Annotated in this window: 8 protein-coding genes; 1 reads left to right on the top strand and 7 read right to left on the bottom strand. The window is 66.1% G+C overall.

Going from position 1 to position 17,457, the window contains the following annotated elements; genetic code table 11:
* Positions 1-27: 27 nt before the first annotated feature.
* The 5 genes from V4558_14085 to V4558_14065 all read right to left on the bottom strand — a co-directional run bounded on the left by V4558_14085 (position 28) and on the right by V4558_14065 (position 9,044).
* On the bottom strand, positions 28-2,427 hold the full coding sequence (locus tag V4558_14085; protein MES2306635.1) for a glucan 1,4-alpha-glucosidase: 2,400 nt from the start codon (positions 2,425-2,427) through the stop codon (positions 28-30).
* Between the two features lie 94 nt (positions 2,428-2,521).
* On the bottom strand, positions 2,522-5,881 hold the full coding sequence (locus V4558_14080) for a right-handed parallel beta-helix repeat-containing protein (GenBank protein MES2306634.1): 3,360 nt from the start codon (positions 5,879-5,881) through the stop codon (positions 2,522-2,524).
* Positions 5,882-6,127: 246 nt separating this feature from the next.
* Positions 6,128-6,481 carry a hypothetical protein gene (locus tag V4558_14075; protein MES2306633.1) on the bottom strand — a complete coding sequence of 118 codons (354 nt, stop codon included), beginning with the start codon at positions 6,479-6,481 and terminating at the stop codon, positions 6,128-6,130.
* 95 nt (positions 6,482-6,576) lie between these two features.
* On the bottom strand, positions 6,577-7,098 hold the full coding sequence (locus V4558_14070) for a DinB family protein (protein MES2306632.1): 522 nt from the start codon (positions 7,096-7,098) through the stop codon (positions 6,577-6,579).
* A 35-nt stretch (positions 7,099-7,133) separates the two neighbouring features.
* Positions 7,134-9,044 (bottom strand): ATP-binding cassette domain-containing protein, encoded by a 1,911-nt coding sequence (locus V4558_14065; GenBank protein ID MES2306631.1) that lies wholly within the window; start codon positions 9,042-9,044, stop codon positions 7,134-7,136.
* A gap of 174 nt (positions 9,045-9,218) precedes the next feature.
* Between V4558_14065 and V4558_14060 the strand changes: the two genes are divergently transcribed.
* Positions 9,219-11,330: a BamA/TamA family outer membrane protein gene (locus V4558_14060; GenBank protein MES2306630.1), complete on the top strand. Its 2,112-nt coding sequence runs from the start codon at positions 9,219-9,221 to the stop codon at positions 11,328-11,330.
* On the opposite strand, the gene V4558_14055 is transcribed toward V4558_14060, so the two are convergent.
* Both V4558_14055 and V4558_14050 read right to left on the bottom strand, forming a co-directional pair.
* The gene (locus V4558_14055) at positions 11,309-13,276 is read right to left on the bottom strand and encodes an ATP-binding protein (protein MES2306629.1); all 1,968 of its coding nucleotides are present in this window, start codon (positions 13,274-13,276) and stop codon (positions 11,309-11,311) included. The genes V4558_14060 and V4558_14055 overlap by 22 nt on opposite strands.
* Positions 13,269-17,405 carry a PAS domain S-box protein gene (locus V4558_14050; protein ID MES2306628.1) on the bottom strand — a complete coding sequence of 1,379 codons (4,137 nt, stop codon included), beginning with the start codon at positions 17,403-17,405 and terminating at the stop codon, positions 13,269-13,271. The genes V4558_14055 and V4558_14050 overlap by 8 nt, the downstream gene beginning before the upstream one ends.
* Positions 17,406-17,457 lie beyond the last annotated feature (52 nt).

Raw genomic sequence — 17,457 nt, 5'->3', positions numbered from 1 at the left:
GGTCTCGGAAACACGCCCGCAGGCGGCTCACTCCACCGTGAGCGAGAAGTTCTCCCCTTCCCAGCGCTGGTTTTCGAGCCATTGCATCGTGAATTCCACGGTTGCGCCGCGCCCCAGCTCCGCCGTGGGCAAATCTGCGATGCTGGTGCCGAATCCCGAGTCGCGAGTGGGTGTGTCGACCGCCGTGGCCCAGCCATCAGTGCTCCAGCGAATGACGGCTGGCGTGAGTACCGTGATTCGCACGCTGCGCCCCTCAGGCATCCGGCGCGCCTTGAGGTTGAAGCCCCACGGGAAGTGCGCGGTGGGCATGGTTGCGCCTCCGTAGCGCGCGAGCGGCTGGGACGGGGTGCCGAAGATCGCACCGTCGCGCAGCGAGCGGAGCAGCTTCACATACTCGGCGTGGGCCCACACCAGCGGCATCGCAGAGCCGGCCGGTTTGCCGAAGACGAGTTCGCCATCGGCGGAGTTGGCGCCGTCCCAGACCTGCTCCGGGAGCAGTCCGCCAGAATTGGCGAATGCCGCCATCGTCGCGGTCAGTTCGGCGGCGCGCACGAGATTGCCCGCCGCGATTTCATAGGCGGCGCGTTCGCCCGTGAGCAGCGGCCACGGCCTCCCGACGCCGACGCCATCAAAGGCGCCGCCATCCTCGTGCTCGCCATAGCCATCCTGACCGTAGCGCCGCCACGCGGGGCCCACCGCGAAGTCGGTTTTGAGTCGCGCATCGATGACGGCAATCGTGTCGCGGATCCGCGGATCATCGGCTCGACGAATGCCGAATCGCACCAGCGCCAGCGCGTCGGGTGAAATCACCTCATGCGTGGGGGCGCTGCCGCGTTCCGCCGGCTGGTTCTTGATGATCGTGTTGCCGGCCGCCGCGCTTCCCTGTTCCGGGACGTCAAGCGGCGCGATGCGCACGTAGTAGCCCGCGACGCCGACGTCACGCGAGAGCGGGGTGTCGCTGACGTAGGTCCATCGCTCGATTGACTCGTTCCAGGCGTCGGCGGTCTCCCTGAGATATTGCGCCAGTACGCCTTCGGCCATCTTCTCGGCGAGGTCGGCCGCCGCGAGGAGGGCCGCAATTTCGGTGGCGAGTGTGTATGGCGAGAAGCCGCTGTCCTCTTCCCAGCGGTCCTGCATCGTGCCCGGACCATTGCGCACGATGTAGGAACAGGCAAGGCGGACCATCGGCCAGAGCCAGCGCAGATCGGTTTCGGTCAGGGCGCCTTCGCGGTGCGCGAGATCGGTCAGCAGAATCGGCAGCGCGGTCTCGTCCATCTGGATGCCCTTCCAGTAGGGCGTGCCGTCGAGCCAGCAATTCTGCGCCCAGTGACCATCGACTTCCTGCACCGCGTGGAGATAGCGGATCACCTTCACCGCGTCATCAACGGCGCCGGCGGCGAGCAGGCCCGTTGCCGTCTGTACCAGATCACGCGGCCAGACGAGGTGGTAGCCGCCGAGGTCGCCATCGCCCCGCGCGAAGCCCCACGGAATCGAGAGGGAAGCGATGGTGCCGCCGAAGAAACTCTTGGACTGGTGCGTGCGCATCACCGCCATCGAGACCCGAAAGAGGTCCGGGGTCGGATCAGCATCGTCGAGAGGAATCAGGGTGCGTTGCCACTCTTCCCATTCACGGGTGTAGCGCTGCAACACTTCTTCCCAGGGCACCAACATCGAGGCCAGCGCGTGATGCGCGGCCTTGGGCCAGTCGTGGCCGAAGCCGATCGCGATCACGCACTCGCCACCACTCGCGCGGAGGTCGAGTTCCCCAGAGAGCGCGACATTGCCATGTTCTGCGCGCGGATATTCGTTGACCAGCTGACCACTCGCCTGCAACTCCTGCCAGCCATCGGATGCGCCGACGAATCCCACCGAGCGGCGTCGCCACGGCACACTCGCCATCAGCGCCATGGCATAGCCGGCGCGCTGGGCAAAGAGCCCGTGCCCCTGCTTGTACTCACCGACCCACGCGGTGTTGTCGGCGCCCTGGTTGCCGAGATGCGGGCTGCAGACCACGTGGACGTGATAGTCGTCGAGTGTGCCGATGAGTGGCACGAAGCGGGTATGCTGGAGAATCGTGTGGTGTTCTGACGCGGCGAAGATCGTCTTCTCGATCCGGTAGCGCCCCGAGGCACAGCTGTTGGTAAAGCGGAATGCGGGGATGCCGGGACCGAGCCACTCGACCTCGTGGTGTGCGTCGCGCTTCTCTTCGGAGAGAAAGCCGTGATCGTCGGTGACCACCATTCCGAGGTCGCGAGTACAGGCGACATCGACGTCAGGAAAGTAGATCTCGTTGAGGATGCCGTGACTGATCGTGAACCAGACGCGCGAGGCATCGGAGAACGCGGTCCCGACCCCCGCCTTGGCGCTCGAGGTCCAGCGCGCATCGATGCCAGGCGCGCCGGGAGGGATGGGCAGAGGGTCGGTCATCCCTTGAAGGTAGCGGGAGCGCGAGGCGGCGATCTCGCGAACGACAAAAGGGCGCCCCTTGGGGCGCCCTTCCGTCGTGCCTGTGCGAGCGGGGCTACTTGTGGATGATGATGCTGCCCCCACCGAGGAGAGTCGTCGGGTCGGCGCTGTCGGGTGCATTCAGCTGGTTGTCGTACACCAGGCCGCCGCCGAGGTTATTCCAGATCCGGATGCGGAACTTGTCGGCGCCGCCCCCGCCGGGTGCGCTGCCATCAATGGCCGTCAGCATGAAGCGATAGTCGCCGGCGTTGTTCACCGTACCGGACCCCTTGTACTGGGCTTTGGCGCCAGAGACCACGAGCCACTCCATGACCGTTCCCTTGAAGTTCAAGTTTGCCGCGTTGAACTGGAACTCGGTGTTGCCGGTCGGGATCGTCTTCCCCTTCTCGTACTTGGAGACGAAGCCGAAGTTGGCCTTGCCCGTGAGCAGCGGGCTCGCCGGGAACGCACCAGCCGGAGAATTGATCCAGCCCCCGCCGGTCACGAAGCCGGCATTCGGATCGTACCACACCGCCATCACGCAGACCTCGGGACCGACGTTGTTCCAGATATCGGTGCCACGGACGCAGATGTTGTCGACGTCAGCGGCCGCATCGGCCGGCACGTTCAGCACAAACGCCTGAGTCACGGCGCTGCTGCCGAACGTGATCGTTGTTGGCACGCCACCGTCACGAGTCCAGGTGTACGACTTGAGCGGCGAGTTGCCGGTGGTCAAGTCGCTGATGCTCACCGGAATCCCGATCGTCGTGTTGGTCGGCGCCGGTGCAGGGGGCGTGAGGGTGGTCAGGGGGCCCTGGGTGTCGAACACGCACCCGCCGGCGAGCGTGGAGAGGATCCCCGCCGGCTGGAAGCCGATGGCCGGAGAAACGTCCGTGCCGGTGCACTGGAATGGGATGTACACAATGTTCGCCGTGGCGGGGCCCGTCAGATCGGGTTGACCGCCAGGTGCGCTCGCCCCGCCACCAAACACGATGGGGATTTGTGCCGCATAGCCCGGCTCCACACTCGCCGCGCCGCTGATCACGGGCGCCGTACTTCCTAGCCAGTTGCCGCTGAAGTTCTTGAGATTCGTTCCCGGCGACGGCAAGGACCCGCCTGATTGCCGATCACCAATCTGGCCGTACCAGTTCCCGCTGATGTTGTTGAAGCTGAAGGTCGAGTTGATGGCGGATTGCACGGGGCTGTTGGTGCCCCCACTGCCATCGAGGAACAGAACGCCGAGGGTCCAGTTGTTGGTAATGAAGTTGTTGATGACGGATGTGTTGTCCGTTTGGTTTCGGAAGATCAGTCCGGTGCGGTTGTTGTCGATGATGTTGTTGTGAATCGAATTGCCGTTGCTGTTGTTGATATCGACACCGGTTCGCAGGCCGCTGAGCTTCGAATTGCGAAGCTCCACCGAATTGGTCTGACCCTGAACCGCGACACCTGCCGAATTCAGCGCGCCGTTCCAGTCAGCCACCGTATTGCCTGCGCGGGTGATCGTGAATCCGTCGATCAGGATGCCGGCCGCAGCAATCGCGATGGTCGACCCCGGGCCCCCGATGGGCCCGACAATCACCGAAGCGTCAATCCCGGCGCCCTTCAGCTTCAGGTTTGCCTTGTTGGCGACGACATCCTCGGGGTAGGTCCCCGCTCTGGCAAGCACAGCGTCGCCAGCCACTGCGATATCCACTTCTCCCTGAATCGTCGACCCGATTCGCCGCACATTCGTGAACGTATACGGCGCACTCGTATACGAGAATGACCGCACGTCGAACGGGGCTTCGGTCACGAGCGCGACCGTCGCCTTGTCGTAGGTATTGCCTGTCCACCACGCCTGCCAGGCGAACTGTGCCTCGATGTAGGTACCGCGGGCGCGAATGTACTGGGCCGAGCCACCGGTAAAGCTGTTGCCGCTGATATCGGCACCACCGACGCTCTTGGTGAACCACGGGACGCCGCCGCTGCCGTTGAAGCTGATCGACGGCCAGCTGGCTCCGCCGAGATCGAAGGCGTTGCCCTTGATTTCCCGGGCGGATGCCGGGCCCGCGAGGCCTGCGCCGCTGGAGATCGCGATCTGGGTCGCATCGGTGAAGCGGTTGTTCAGCAGGTGATAGCTCGACACCGCGCCGGCAGGTGCGTCGAATTCGCTGATGTACACTGCGCCGCCACCAGGGACCGCGGTTGCCGCGTACTGCAGCGTGAAGTTGTCCGCGACGACTTCGATGGTCTTGTTGTCACCGCTGACATTCGGCCCCACCGTGACGCCACGAATCGTGGTGTTGACCGCTTCCACGAAGATGCCGCTGGTGCCGAAATTGTTGGTCGCGTCAGTATTGATGGTCGCGAGCGTCGCTGCCGCATTCGTGATCGGCACGTCTCCCGCGGTCACTCCCATGAGCGTGATACCGGGCTTCGAGGAGCCGAAGAAGAGGCCGAACTGATAGGTCCCACCCACCGACGTCGCGACGCTGTTCGGCGCCGACTCGTTGTAGGTGCCGGGAAGCACGCGGACCACACCGCCGGCGCTGACCTGGTTGATCGCGGCCTGGATGTGCTGCTTGGCGTTTGCTGCGGTGCCGCCGCCGAACGCATCATTGCCGGTGACAGCATCTGCATAGCACACGGCAGTACACTGCGCTTCCTGCTCGAAGTCATAGGTAGTGGTGAGGCCACTGACACCAACGACGAGGTTGTCCGCATTGCCGTCGAAGCCATTCCAGTTCGAGCCCGCCTTGAGCAGGAAGCGTCCGGAGATCGTCGCCTGAGGAAAGGCCGCCATCAGCTCGGCCCACGTGCATGGCGTCGCCTGGGCGCAGTTGCCAGCGGGCAGCGCGACCACCTGAGCCCCACCGCTACCCGCGGCCGACGTCTTCGACGCCCACCAGCGCCCCGCGAGTGGCGTCCAGCTTTGCCAACCCGCGCCGACCGAGGCCGCCCCGTTCTGGTACGGCTCGAATATCAGCCGCCCACCATAGGCGACGTCGGTGGTGCGGTACTTCACGTCAAACTGCATCGCGACAGCCAGGGTGGGGCCAGGCTGATAGCTCGCGTATGAAAGGTCGGTGATGTTCGCGAGCGGTGTTCCGGCATACGCATTCGTCGCAATCACCGAATGCCCGGCCGCCGTCGTTCCGTCATCAGTGAGAGGGCCAAGTCGGACGCTGCCAACTCCGGCAGGCGGGGACGCCGGACCCGTGACCAACTCCCCCGGGCTGCCGGTGAACACGTCATTCCTGTCGTTCCAGAAGTACCAGCCATTCATGCTGCTGGGCTTGACCACGACGGTCCCGCCGAGGTTCGCGGTGCCGGCTGGTGCCAACTCGGTGCCGGAGCCGGGGATGTTGGTTGGTACCACCGGATCCGCGGTACAGCCGGCAGCCAGCGCGAGGGCGGCCACGCCGAGGTATCCGCGCCGAAGGCGGGAGGGCATCATGGGGGTCTCTCTTGAAGAACGGGGCGAGAGCGAATGTGATGGTGAGCCAAGGAGGCCACCGCACGTGCCGTGCGCCGGATTTCTGCGGCGTTATTCCACCGTCATCCCTATGCTTGCCCACGACTTCCCAATCCGTACCCCCTCGCTCGGGGTTGCCCGAAACGACGACGCGGCGCCACAACTGTGGCGCCGCGTTGACAGGCGTGGGCGAATGGCGCGATTCCCGCGCCGGGTGAACCGTGGGGCCTAGCGCACTTTGTGCCGCTTCTCCAGCAGCACGGCGATCGTCTTGCTCCCGACCGTGAACGCCGACCGGAAGGTTCCCTCGACACCAATCTGGGCTCCCACCCGCGGCGTCCCGCCACTGCCGGTCTGATTGACCACCGTCAGCGTGCCAGTACCGTCCTTCACTTCATAGACGCCAAATCCCAGCGCCCCGACGGCCTTGGTCACTTCACCGGCAATCCGCACGCTCTTCCCCTCGTAGTGCGATGGGTCATCGAGGAGCTTCTTGATGTCGGTGGCACCGGGACAGCCGGTGAGGAGCAGTACCGCTGCGGCGGCCGTGGCGGCCGAGAAGAATCGGCGAACGAGAGTCACTGGGACCTCCAGAAGACGGACGAGAGGCACCGGGACGGCGCCCTTTCGATCTGGGGACGCCGTGCCGGTACCGAGTCGCACGTTCCGGGCTGCGGTTACATCCCCTTCGACGACGGCGGGACCATACCGTTCATCCGCAGATAGGTAATCAGGTTGCCGTAGTGCTCACCATCGTGCGTCGCGTTGATCCCGAGGGCGTACATCCGGTTGCGCTTCTGCCCGAAGAGGGTGATCTCGGCGGCCGATGCCTTGTCGGTCTGGGCGTACGCCTTGGTGCAATACGCGATCGACGCCTTCATCGCCGCGATCAGCTCGGCCTTGCTCTTCGCGGTCTTCTCGACCGCGTCTTCGGCGGGCGCCTTGTCGCCGAGCGCCGCGGCGCAGAACATGTTCTGCGAGCCGGCCACGTGCCCGATGATTTCACCGAAGCTGCGGACCTCGGGAGTCGGCTTGAAGCTGTACTTCGCCTCGGGCATATCCTCTGCCGATGCCAGCACGTAGCCCGCGAGTTGCTGCCAGAGCGAACGCAGTGCCGGAACGCCGACATCGGCGCTCTGCGCCTGCAGTGGAGCCGCAACACAGGCGAGAATGACCAGGGACTTGACCGGGAACTTCATGGTGAACTCCTGAAGGTGAAGGAACCGCAACGAAACTAGGCGTCGTGCGCGAGGAGCTCAAGCGCCTCCCACCGTTGGGTGAGCGTCACAATCTCGGCGTCGACAGCAGCGAGTCTGGTCTTTGCCGTCGCGACGGCCGCGCCATTCCGGAGCAAGGCCGGGTCGGCGAGTGAGTCGAAGAGCTGCTGCCGTTCTCGCTCGGCCGCGTCGATTCGCTCGGGCAAGCCGGCGAGCTCGCTCGCTTCCTTGCTCGTGAGGCGCTTCTTCTTCGCAGGCTTGGACGCCGGCGTGCCGTTTGCCGGTGCGCTGGCCGGCCGAGACGTGGCTCGCACCAGTTCCGCGGCCGCGGTGCCGCGCTGCCGCACCCAGTCGGAGTAGCCGCCGACATATTCGCCGATGCGACCGTTGCCCTCCATCACCAGGGTGCTGGTCACGACATTGTCGAGAAACTCACGATCGTGGCTGACCACGAGCAGGGTGGCCTTGAGATTGAGCAGCAACTCCTCGAGCAGGTCGAGGGTCTCGATATCGAGGTCGTTGGTCGGCTCGTCGAGCACCAGCACGTTGAAGCGGCGGGTGAAGAGCCGCGCGAGCAGGAGCCGGTTCCGTTCGCCGCCCGAAAGCACCCGAATCGGGGTCCGGGCGCGGTCGGGGGAGAAGAGAAAGTCCTGCAGGTAGCCGAGGACGTGCTTGCGCACGCCGTTGATCTCGATGAACTCGGTGCCATCGCCGATGCTGTTGACCACGGTCTGCTCGGGATCGAGCTGTTCGCGCAGCTGGTCGAAGTAGGCGACCTCGAGATTGGTCCCCATCCGGATCGTCCCGCTATCGGGCGCGAGTTCGTTGAGCAGCAACCGCAGCAGCGTGGTCTTGCCGGAACCGTTGGGGCCGATCAGGCCGACGCGATCGCCCCGCGAGATCGTGGTGGTGAAGTCGCGCACGATCGGCCGCGCGCCGTAGGCGAAGTTCACATCCTTTGCTTCGATCACCATCCGGCCGGTGCGTTCCGCTTCCTGGGCCTGGAGTCGCACGGTACCGGTGCGCTCGCGTCGGGCACCCCGCTCCAGTCGCAGCGCCTCGAGCGCCCGTACGCGCCCTTCATTGCGGGTCCGGCGCGCCTGGATCCCGGTGCGGATCCAGACCTCTTCGCGCGCGAGCTTCTTGTCGAACTCGCTCCACTCCTTCGCCTCGACCGCGAGTGCCGCTTCCTTGCGTTCGAGGTAGCTGTCGTAGCTGCCGGTGCCCCAGTCGATCAGCTTGCCGCGATCGAGGTCGACGATCCGCGTCGCGACGCGCCGGAGGAAGGTCCGGTCGTGGGTCACGAATACCAGTGTCGTGCCGTGGCCGATGAGAAACTCTTCCATCCATTCCACGGCTTCGATGTCGAGATGGTTGGTCGGCTCATCGAGAAGGAGCACGTCCGGATTGCGGACGAGTGCGCGCGCGAGCAGCGTCTGACGCTTCCGCCCTCCCGATGCCTTGGCGAACGGCGCATCGGGATCTAGTCCGAGGTGTGACAGGACGGTGTCGACGCGTTCACTGGTTTCCCAGGCGCGTGCCGCATCGAGGGCCTCGTGCAGCCGGCCGAGTTCACGCATGGCGGCATCGCTTGCATGCAGGGCCACGTCGTGGCTCACCTGGTGGTAGCGGGCGAGGAGCTTGCCTGCTTCGCCGAGGCCTTCGGCCACCACATCGAAGGTGCTGCCACTGACATCGCCGGGTACTTCCTGCTCGAGCCGCGTGACACTGAGCCCGACCTGCCGCACCACCTCACCGCTATCCGGGGCAAGGGTGCCATCGAGCAGCTTCATCACCGTGCTCTTGCCGGCACCATTTCGCCCGATCAGGCAGACGCGCTCGCCCCGCTCGATCGCCAGCGTGGCACGATCGAGCAGCTTGGGTCCACCAAAGGACAGGGTCACTTCCTGCAAGCCCAGCAGGGCCATGTTGACTCGCTTCCGAAAGAATTGCCGTCCGGGGCCACCGTGGTAGCGGCTTCGCCGGGAGACAAGAGTAGGCAGGGAAGGCCCGATCTGCCGATATTTCTTCGACGGTGCGAACTGAAACAATGGGGCTCGGCGCCCCGTACCTGTCCGCTTACTCAAGCCATTTCGGGAACCATGCTCGCAACCCTGCTGCTCTTTGCCCAAGTCCAGGGCGCCGCGACGGCCCAGGTACCCGCTGCCTACGCCGATGCCGCCACCGAGGCACTCGTCACCCGCGCCCGTCAGGCTCGGCAACGCAATGAGCGGCTGGTGACGGCATACACCACCACCGTCTCCTCCCGGATGGGTGTCGGCATCAAGGCCCTGCTTCGCGACCGGATGCTCTACCGTGAGGAGATGGTCGCGAAGATTTCCTGGAAGCGGGACTCGCCCTCGCGGATTGAATTCATCGGCGCGCGCTCCTCTTCGCCGATCGCCGAACGCGGCGACCGCGTCCCGGGCGAGTTGAGCGGCAACGGTCGCGATCTCGTCTTCGACCCCTCCGCTGACTATCTCCGGATCGTCGGGGCCGACGGCGATCCCGAGGGCTTCTCCTATCCGCTGCGTGAAGGCGGTGAAGCCGACTACACCTTCGCCCTCGGCGACAGCACGACGATTGGCCTTCCCGGTGGCAAGAAGATTCGCATCCTCGCGCTGCAAGTCACGCCGCGTCGTTCCGACTGGAAGCTGATGAGCGGAACGCTCTGGTTCGACGCCGAGACGTTCGGGCTGGTGCGAGCGGCCTTCCGACCGGCGCGCCCGTTCGAGATGCGTCGCGATCTCGATGCCGACGATATGAAGGACGTCCCCAAGTACATCAACGCGCGCGGCGAAGTGAAGTTCATCACGCTGGAATACGGCCTTTACGAGAATCGCTGGTGGATGCCACGCTTCGTTGCGATCGATGCCGTTGGCTCGATGGGCTCCTGGATGAACGTCCCGTTCCGGCTCGAGCGGGTCTACCGTGACTACGAAGTGGAGGGCGGGGTCGCGCCCGACCCGGCCAGCACCTTCCGTCCAGCCGGACGGGTGGCGGCGCGTCCGAAGCGCCACGCCGGCGAGCCCGAGCAGGATTCCACCCGCGGACGCTGGTCCAACGACAGCAACCTCGTCGTCGTCATCCCGAAGGACACCGCCTCGCTGTTGACGTCGCCGGAGCTCGGTGCACCGATTCTCGACATGGGTGACCTGATTTCGGAGAGCGAACTCAAGGGACTCGAGGGTGCCATCGGCGCACTTCCCGACCGCAAGTGGGAGAATCATGTCGAGCTTCCGTCGGGACTCTCGACCGTGCTGCAGCACGCCCGCTACAACCGGATCGAGGCGCTCTCGCTGAGTGCCAATGCCCGCGCCGATTTCGGTCCGCTCCGCGTCGACGCGCTCGCCCGGATCGGCCTCGCCGACGGGATCCCGAATGGCGAACTCTCGCTCACTCGCGAGACGACATCACGCCGCTTCTCACTGGCGGGCTATCGCCGACTCGCGGCCGCCAATCCCGATGCCCACCCGCTCGGCGCGATCAACTCGATGCTGGGGCTGCTGGCCGGGCGCGATGACGGCGAATACTTCCGCACCCTGGGCGCCGAGATCACCGCGGGAAGCACCACCGGTGGCTGGGGCGCACGGCTCTACTACGAGCAGCAGCGAACGGCCGACGTGGAAACCTCGGCAAGCCTGCCGCATCTCTTCGATGGTGATCGTCGGTTCCGTTCCAACATCGTCGCCGACCGCGCCACCCAGGCCGGCGCGGTGGTCACACTGCGCGGGAGCAAGGCGCTCTCACGCAGCTTCACGCTCGGTGCCGAAACGAACGTGGAGGGCGGCACCGGCGGCTTCGACTTCGGCAAGGGCGCGGTCACCCTGCGCGGCTTCATCACCCCGGGTGGCCCCATTGCTGGCGCCTTCACGCTCTCCGCGGGAACCACTCGCGGCGATGTGCCCGTGCAGTCGCAGTTCTACCTCGGTGGCGCGGGGAGCCTGCGCGGGTATGCGGGCGGTGTGGTCTCGGGGAATGCGTTCTGGCTTGGACGTGCCGAAGTCGGGAACTCGCTCCCCGCAGTACGGCTGATCGGATTCGTCGACGCGGGCTGGGCCGGGAGCCGGGCGAACTTCTCGAGCGGAAGGCCGCTCATCGGTGCCGGCGTCGGTGCGTCATTCCTCGATGGCCTGGTGCGCATCGATCTCGCGCGTGCGTTGCGGGCGCCGACCGGGTGGCGGCTGGAGTTCTATCTCGACGGACTGCTCTGATCGAGCAGCTCGCGCACGCGTCGCAACAGGGTCGTGGGCGTGAACGGCTTCTCCAGCACACTCGCCCGGGTCGGGTCGGTGAGTTCGATGCGCCCCTCTGCGTACCCGGTGATGTAGAGCACCCGGGTCTGGTGCCGCAGCACGCGGATGCGTGAGGCGAGTTCGGGGCCCTGCATCCGGGGCATCACGATGTCGGTGATGAGAAGATCCACCGGAACCTGATGCTGATCGACCACGGTGATGGCGTCCGCGGCACTGGCGAGCGCAAGGACCCGGTAGCCGTGGGACCGCAGTGCGCGCTCGGCGAGTGCGCGAACCTGCGCGTCGTCATCCACCAGCACGATCTGCTCGCTGCCACGCAGCGAGTGCAAGGCCATCTTCGTCGGTCGCGCGGCCACCGCGTCTTCCCCGACCCAGGGAAAGTAGAGCTTGAAGGTCGAGCCGCGGTCCGGTTCACTGAACACCCAGATCGCCCCGCCACTCTGCCGCACGATGCCGTACACGGTTGCGAGGCCGAGTCCGGTACCGCGCCCCTGTTCCTTGGTCGTGAAGAAGGGCTCGAAGAGCCGGGCCTTGGTGTCGTGGCTCATGCCGCTACCGGTGTCGCTCACCGACATCACGACATAGCGCCCCGCCGGCAGGTCGCTGTGCGGCATGCTGACCTGTTCATCGAACTCGACACTCGACGTCTCGATGCTGAGCACCCCACCGTTCGGCATCGCATCGCGTGCGTTGACCGCGAGATTCATGATCACTTGCTCGAACTGCCCGGCATCCACGCGAATGGCGCCGTGGGCGCTGTTGAGCGTGACGCGGAAGTCGATGTCGGCGCCGATCAGGCGTCGAAGCAGAGTCTCCATCCCGCCGATGAGCACGGTCGGATCGACCACCGTCGGCGCGAGGGCCTGGTGTCGCGAGAAGGCGAGCAGTTGCCGGGTCAGGCCCGCCGCCCGATCGGCCGCCGCGGCAATCTGCTCGACGTCTTCGCGGCGAGCGTCAGCGGGCTCGAGGGAATCGATGACGAATTCCGAATAGCCCTTGATTGCCGTCAGCAGGTTGTTGAAGTCGTGCGCGACGCCGCCGGCGAGTCGACCCATCGCTTCCATCTTCTGCGACTGCTGGAACTGGCCTTCGAGTCGCCGCATGCCGCTGATATCGACGGACACACCGAGCAGCCGCGAAGGGGCGCCGTTGCTGTCGCGCACGATACGACCCTTGCTCGCAATCCAGACGTCGGGGGCGCCGGGGGGGCACATCCGCGATTCATACTCGAACCGGTCGCGCGCCGCGGGGTCGTTGATGGCGCGCTGCACGTTGAGGCTCAGATGATTCCGATCGTCGGGGTGAATCATCGCGCGGACGGCTTCGAGTGTTGTCGGCGCGGTGGCCTCGGTCAACCCCATCATCTGCGACATCCCGACCGACCAGTGCACTGCGCCTGTCGCAAGGTGGAGTTCCCAGAGCCCGAGTCCGGCGGCAGTCTGCGCGAGTTGCAGACGCTCCTCGCTCACTCGCAAAGCGTGTTCGGCGGCGCGCCGGTTCAGCGTGGTCACCAGCATATCGACCACCGATCGCACCAGATTCCATTCCTCGGCGAGAAATCCCGCGCTGTGCTGATGCAAGGGGCCGCGGTAGTGAACCACGTCGATGCGCCCTTCGGTGCCGTCACGCCCTGCGAAGGTCACCACCAGGGCGCCCGGGCTCGCGGCAAATCCTGGCGTCGCGCTTGCGAGCGCGCCATAGCTGACCGCAGCGGCCACCTGTGACGAATGCTGGAACGCCGGTGGCAGGAGCGCGGCAAGCTCGTCGAGCAGCGTCTGCAGGTCCAGCCGGTCATTGAGCATGAGCCGGGCTGAAGCGTGCAACGCTTCGAGCTCCTTGACCCGCTCACCGAGTTCAGTGAGGACCCGTTCGCGATGGCTGTTGCTGATCCCGGTCTCAGACACCGTCGAGGACCTCGCGGACACGCCTGCCGAGTGCGTTCGGCGTAAACGGCTTCGACAGCAGCGGCGCGTCGAGCACCACCGCCTGGTTGGCCGCGCGTTCGGTATAGCCGGAGATGTAGAGGACGGCGATTCCCTCGACCCGCTCCCGCACGGCGCGCGCGATCTCCGGCCCGCCGGGACCAGGGAGGACGACATCGGAGATCAGCAGTCGTGGCGGAGCGGGAGCGCTGGCGACCGCGGCAATTGCTTCCTCGAGGTTGCCGGCCACCAGCACCGAGTAGCCGAGATTGGTGAGGACCCGTTCGACCAGCGTCCGCACCAGCAGCTCATCCTCGACCAGCAGAATGACTTCCTTGCCGCCGCGCACCGGTTGGGTTGAGCTCGATGCCACCGTGGTGGTCACCGGCGCGCTGGCACGCGGCAGATAGACGCGCACGGTCGTGCCGCGGCCCGCCTCGCTGTAGAGCGAGATGTGCCCGCCCGCCTCGCGAATGATGCCGTAGCAAATGGCCAGCCCGAGCCCCGTGCCCTGACCAACGCCCTTCGTCGTGAAGAACGGCTCGAACACGCGTGAGAGCGACTCGGCGGGGATGCCGGTGCCGGTGTCCGTCAGGGCGATCATGGCGTACTTGCCGGGCTGCACCTCGGGATGCTCGCGAGTGTATTCCTCGCCCAGCTCGGTCGCGTGGGTCTCGATGATCAGTTGCCCGCCGGTCGGCATGGCGTCGCGCGCGTTGACGGCGAGGTTCACGAGCACCTGCTCGATCTGCCCCGGATCGATCGTGACCGGCGGCAGATCGGAGGCCGTCTGGGTCACGATGACGATCTGCTCGCCAAGGAGGCGGCCGAGCATCCGTTGCGTGCGGTGCACCATGTCGTTGAGGTCGACGACGCTTGGCTTGACCTGGTTCTTGCGAGCGAAGGTCAGCAGCTGACGCGTGAGATCGGATGCGCGCTGCGCCGCGCGCCGGATTTCGTCGATGTCTTCGACTGCCTCGGTATCGACCAAGGAGTCACGCACCAGGTCGGCGTGGCCGATGATCGCCGTGAGCAGGTTGTTGAAGTCGTGGGCAACACCGCCGGCGAGCTGGCCGATCGCCTCCATCTTCTGCGACTGCACCAGCTGCGCCTCGAGGGAGCGACGCTCGGTGATGTCGGTCGCGACCGAGAGGAGATGCGGCTTGCCGTCGAGCTGAATCAGGTCGGCCGAGACAAGGAGCGCGCGACGCTCGCCGGTGCGGGTCGTGATGGTGATTTCATGCCCGCGGGCTGACCCCGTCGCCCGAACGGAGTCGAGCAGATCCGACCGGTCCGCAGGGCCCTGGAAAATACCCAGTGCTTCGGCCGTTTTGCCCACGGCTTCGGCGCGGGTCCAGCCCGTGAGGTTCTCGAACCCTTCACTGACGTCGATGTACGGGCCATCGGGATAGCTCGCAATCGTGATCGACGAAGGACTGGAGCGGAACATCCGCTCGAAGCGCTCCTCCGATGCACGGAGGGCCGCGTCGGCAAGCTGCTGCTCGCTGAGGTCGCGCACCGTGCTCACGCGCGCCTCGCTGCCACGATAGGGAATCGTGCGTTCGCGGATTTCGGCCGGGAAGGAGCTGCCATCGATGCGTCGCGCCGGGGCATCGGCATCGCCACCGAGGAAATCGGCGAGACGGCGGCCGCGCAGCTGGCCGGGTGCTGCGCCGAGCATACGGTGCAACTGGTCATTTGCCTCGACGAGCGAGCCGTCCACCGAGATGCCGATCCCTTCGAACGTCGAGGCCGAGAGCGTGCGGAAGCGAGTCTCGCTTTCGCGCAGTACGGCATCGGCTTCGCGCTTGCGGCGGATGCCGGCGATACTCAACACCAGCAAGGCAACGCTCAGCCCGCCAACGGGAATTGCGAACTCCTTGCGCAACATCAGCGGCCGGGCCACAACAATCGCCGCGCTGGCCGAGACCGGATCGAGCGGCAGGAAGAGTCCCTTGGCCTGTACCTCGACTCGGTGCTCGCCGGGCTTCATGTCATTGAGGGTGGCGACCCGATCGGTGCTCCATCCGGACCAGGTGCCGCCGTCGACGCGATAGCGGGTCTCGATGAGCGCAGAGGCCAGCGATCCGCGATAGGCAACGACCATCCAGCGGAGATAGGCGCGGCGTCCCTCGGTGACCGATTCGAGAATGGTGACGCGTGGCGGAGGCTGACGCGCCGCGTCGAGGTCGAGCTGGCGCATGCCGCCGCCCTGCGTCCCGACCGAGACCGCCGTGCCATCGACTTCGAGTGCCCAGAGCTGGGGATAGCCGAGCCCGCGATCGGTACCGAACGAGAACCAGTTGCCGTCGTGCATCGCCGAGAGGCCCGATTCCGTCGCCGCCCAGATCGTGCCATCGGCGCCCGCAACGAGTCGCCAGACGCGGTTGTTGAGCAATCCGTCGGCCGTGGTGTAGAACGCCAGCGAATCACGTGCGTCGACGGTGCCGATCCCGTAGGCGAGCGGCTCCTGCTGATCGCCAAACCAGATCTTGCCGGTCGAATCGACGGCGAGCGTGAAGACACGCAGTGGCGCGCGGAATTTCCTGTTGCCCGTGCGGCCGGTTCGTTGCGTCCAGTGCGTCCAGGCGCCTTTCCTCCACCGGCTCAGGCCGCCTCCGCTCCCGAACCATCGCGTCCCGTCGGGTGCCTCGGCGAACGCGTAGACCTTGCCGCTCGGCAGGCCCTGTTCGGGACCGACCTGAGTGAAGTGGCCGTCGTCGAGCACGAACGCGCCGGGGCCGCTACTCGACTGGGCACTTCCTTCGAGCCCGAGGAACCAGACCCGACCGCTGCGATCGACGGAGATGTCGTGAATCCGCGAGGCGAGGAGTCCATCGCCCGCGCCGAAGAGTCGCCAGTTCTTGCCATCCCAGCGCAGCGCCCCGCCCGGCGTCGAGCCGCGGGCGACCCAGATATTCCCCGCCGAATCGCGCGCGAGCCCGGTCACTCCACCTACCGGCTTGCCCAGCGCGGTGGCGATATGGCGAATGCTGCCGTCGGCCTCGAAGACATCGATGCCGTCGGCAGTGCCGGCCCAGGTGCCATCGTTGGTATCGGTCACGATGGCGTTGATCCGGTCGCGCGGCGACGGGAAACCGTGCGGAATCCCCGCCCAGAGACCTGATGAGCCGCGGAAGAGCACCAGACCCGAGCCGGTCCCGATCCAGGTATCGCCGAGGTGGTCGTGGAGTACCGTGCGCGCATCGAGGATTTGCGAACCCGGCAGGTCATACGTCGACCAGCTGTCGTGCTCGCGAATCCGCATCTGACCACCCATGTACACGGCCACGGCGACGCCATCACGCGCAAACGATGCGTGCAGCAGTCGGACTTCACCCTCGGAGGCCCGGCGCCGCGGTTGTTCCCCGGCGTTCCATTCCCAGAGCCCCGCGCGTGCATCAGGCGACACGAGAGAGAAGAGACCGGAGCCATCTTCGCGCTGCAGCACGGCGCCCACGCGGAAAGGCACGGCGCCACTCGGAAAGCGCAGCGTCCAGCCTGAGCCGTCGTTATACCAGAGCCCGGTCGTGGTGTTGAGCCACGCCACGCCACCAGCACCTGGAAAGAGTGCGGCGACATCGTGGTTCCCCAGCTCTGCCGGCGGGGTAACCAGCTGGAATTGATTGTTGCGATAGCGAACCAGTCGCGGTAGCGGGTCGGCGCTCCCCGGAGGGATGAGAATCAACATCCCGTCCTTGGTGGTCGCGGCCGAGGTGACCTGCTTCTCCTTGCCCTCAACGACGACGGCGAGCCGGGTGAACCCGGTCGTCGTCCCGATGTAAAGAAGGTTGTGCACCACGACGAGGACCGAGTCGCCGGGAGCGTCGGCAATCAGTGATGGTGGCCGACGGGGGATCCCGGTGGAGTCGGCGGGGAGTTCGTGCCAGAGCCAGCCGTCAAACCAGGCCAGCCCGCGGGCTGTCCCGGCCCACAGCGTACCGCTCCGCGATTCGAGGAGGCCGGTGACCTCATCGGACGGGAGGCCTTCGGCGGTGGAATAGCGGCTGAATTGCCAGCCGCCGCCCCCCGGTTCCGGGTGATGCCGGTTCGGCACCTGGCCTGCGACCGGTCCGACCAGCACCCCGAGCATGGCCAGGCGGCGAAGCATCGACGGGATGCGGCCACGCCACGCGCGGGCGCAGGGCGCGCCGAGCGACTTC

It is taken from the genome of Gemmatimonadota bacterium (assembly GCA_040388535.1).
Taxonomy (GTDB): domain Bacteria; phylum Gemmatimonadota; class Gemmatimonadetes; order Gemmatimonadales; family GWC2-71-9; genus Palsa-1233.
The sequence above is the reverse complement of the archived record's forward strand: the minus strand, read 5'-3'. Positions and strand labels throughout refer to the sequence as shown.

Excerpts from the sequence above, each read along its gene's own strand:
- V4558_14070 (MES2306632.1), bottom strand. The coding sequence starts at position 7,098 with ATGAAGTTCCCGGTCAAGTCCCTGGTCATTCTCGCCTGTGTTGCGGCT.
- V4558_14080 (MES2306634.1), bottom strand. The coding sequence starts at position 5,881 with ATGATGCCCTCCCGCCTTCGGCGCGGATACCTCGGCGTGGCCGCCCTC.
- V4558_14050 (MES2306628.1), bottom strand. The coding sequence starts at position 17,405 with ATGCTTCGCCGCCTGGCCATGCTCGGGGTGCTGGTCGGACCGGTCGCA.
- V4558_14065 (MES2306631.1), bottom strand. The coding sequence starts at position 9,044 with ATGGCCCTGCTGGGCTTGCAGGAAGTGACCCTGTCCTTTGGTGGACCC.
- V4558_14085 (MES2306635.1), bottom strand. The coding sequence starts at position 2,427 with ATGACCGACCCTCTGCCCATCCCTCCCGGCGCGCCTGGCATCGATGCG.
- V4558_14060 (MES2306630.1), top strand. The coding sequence starts at position 9,219 with ATGCTCGCAACCCTGCTGCTCTTTGCCCAAGTCCAGGGCGCCGCGACG.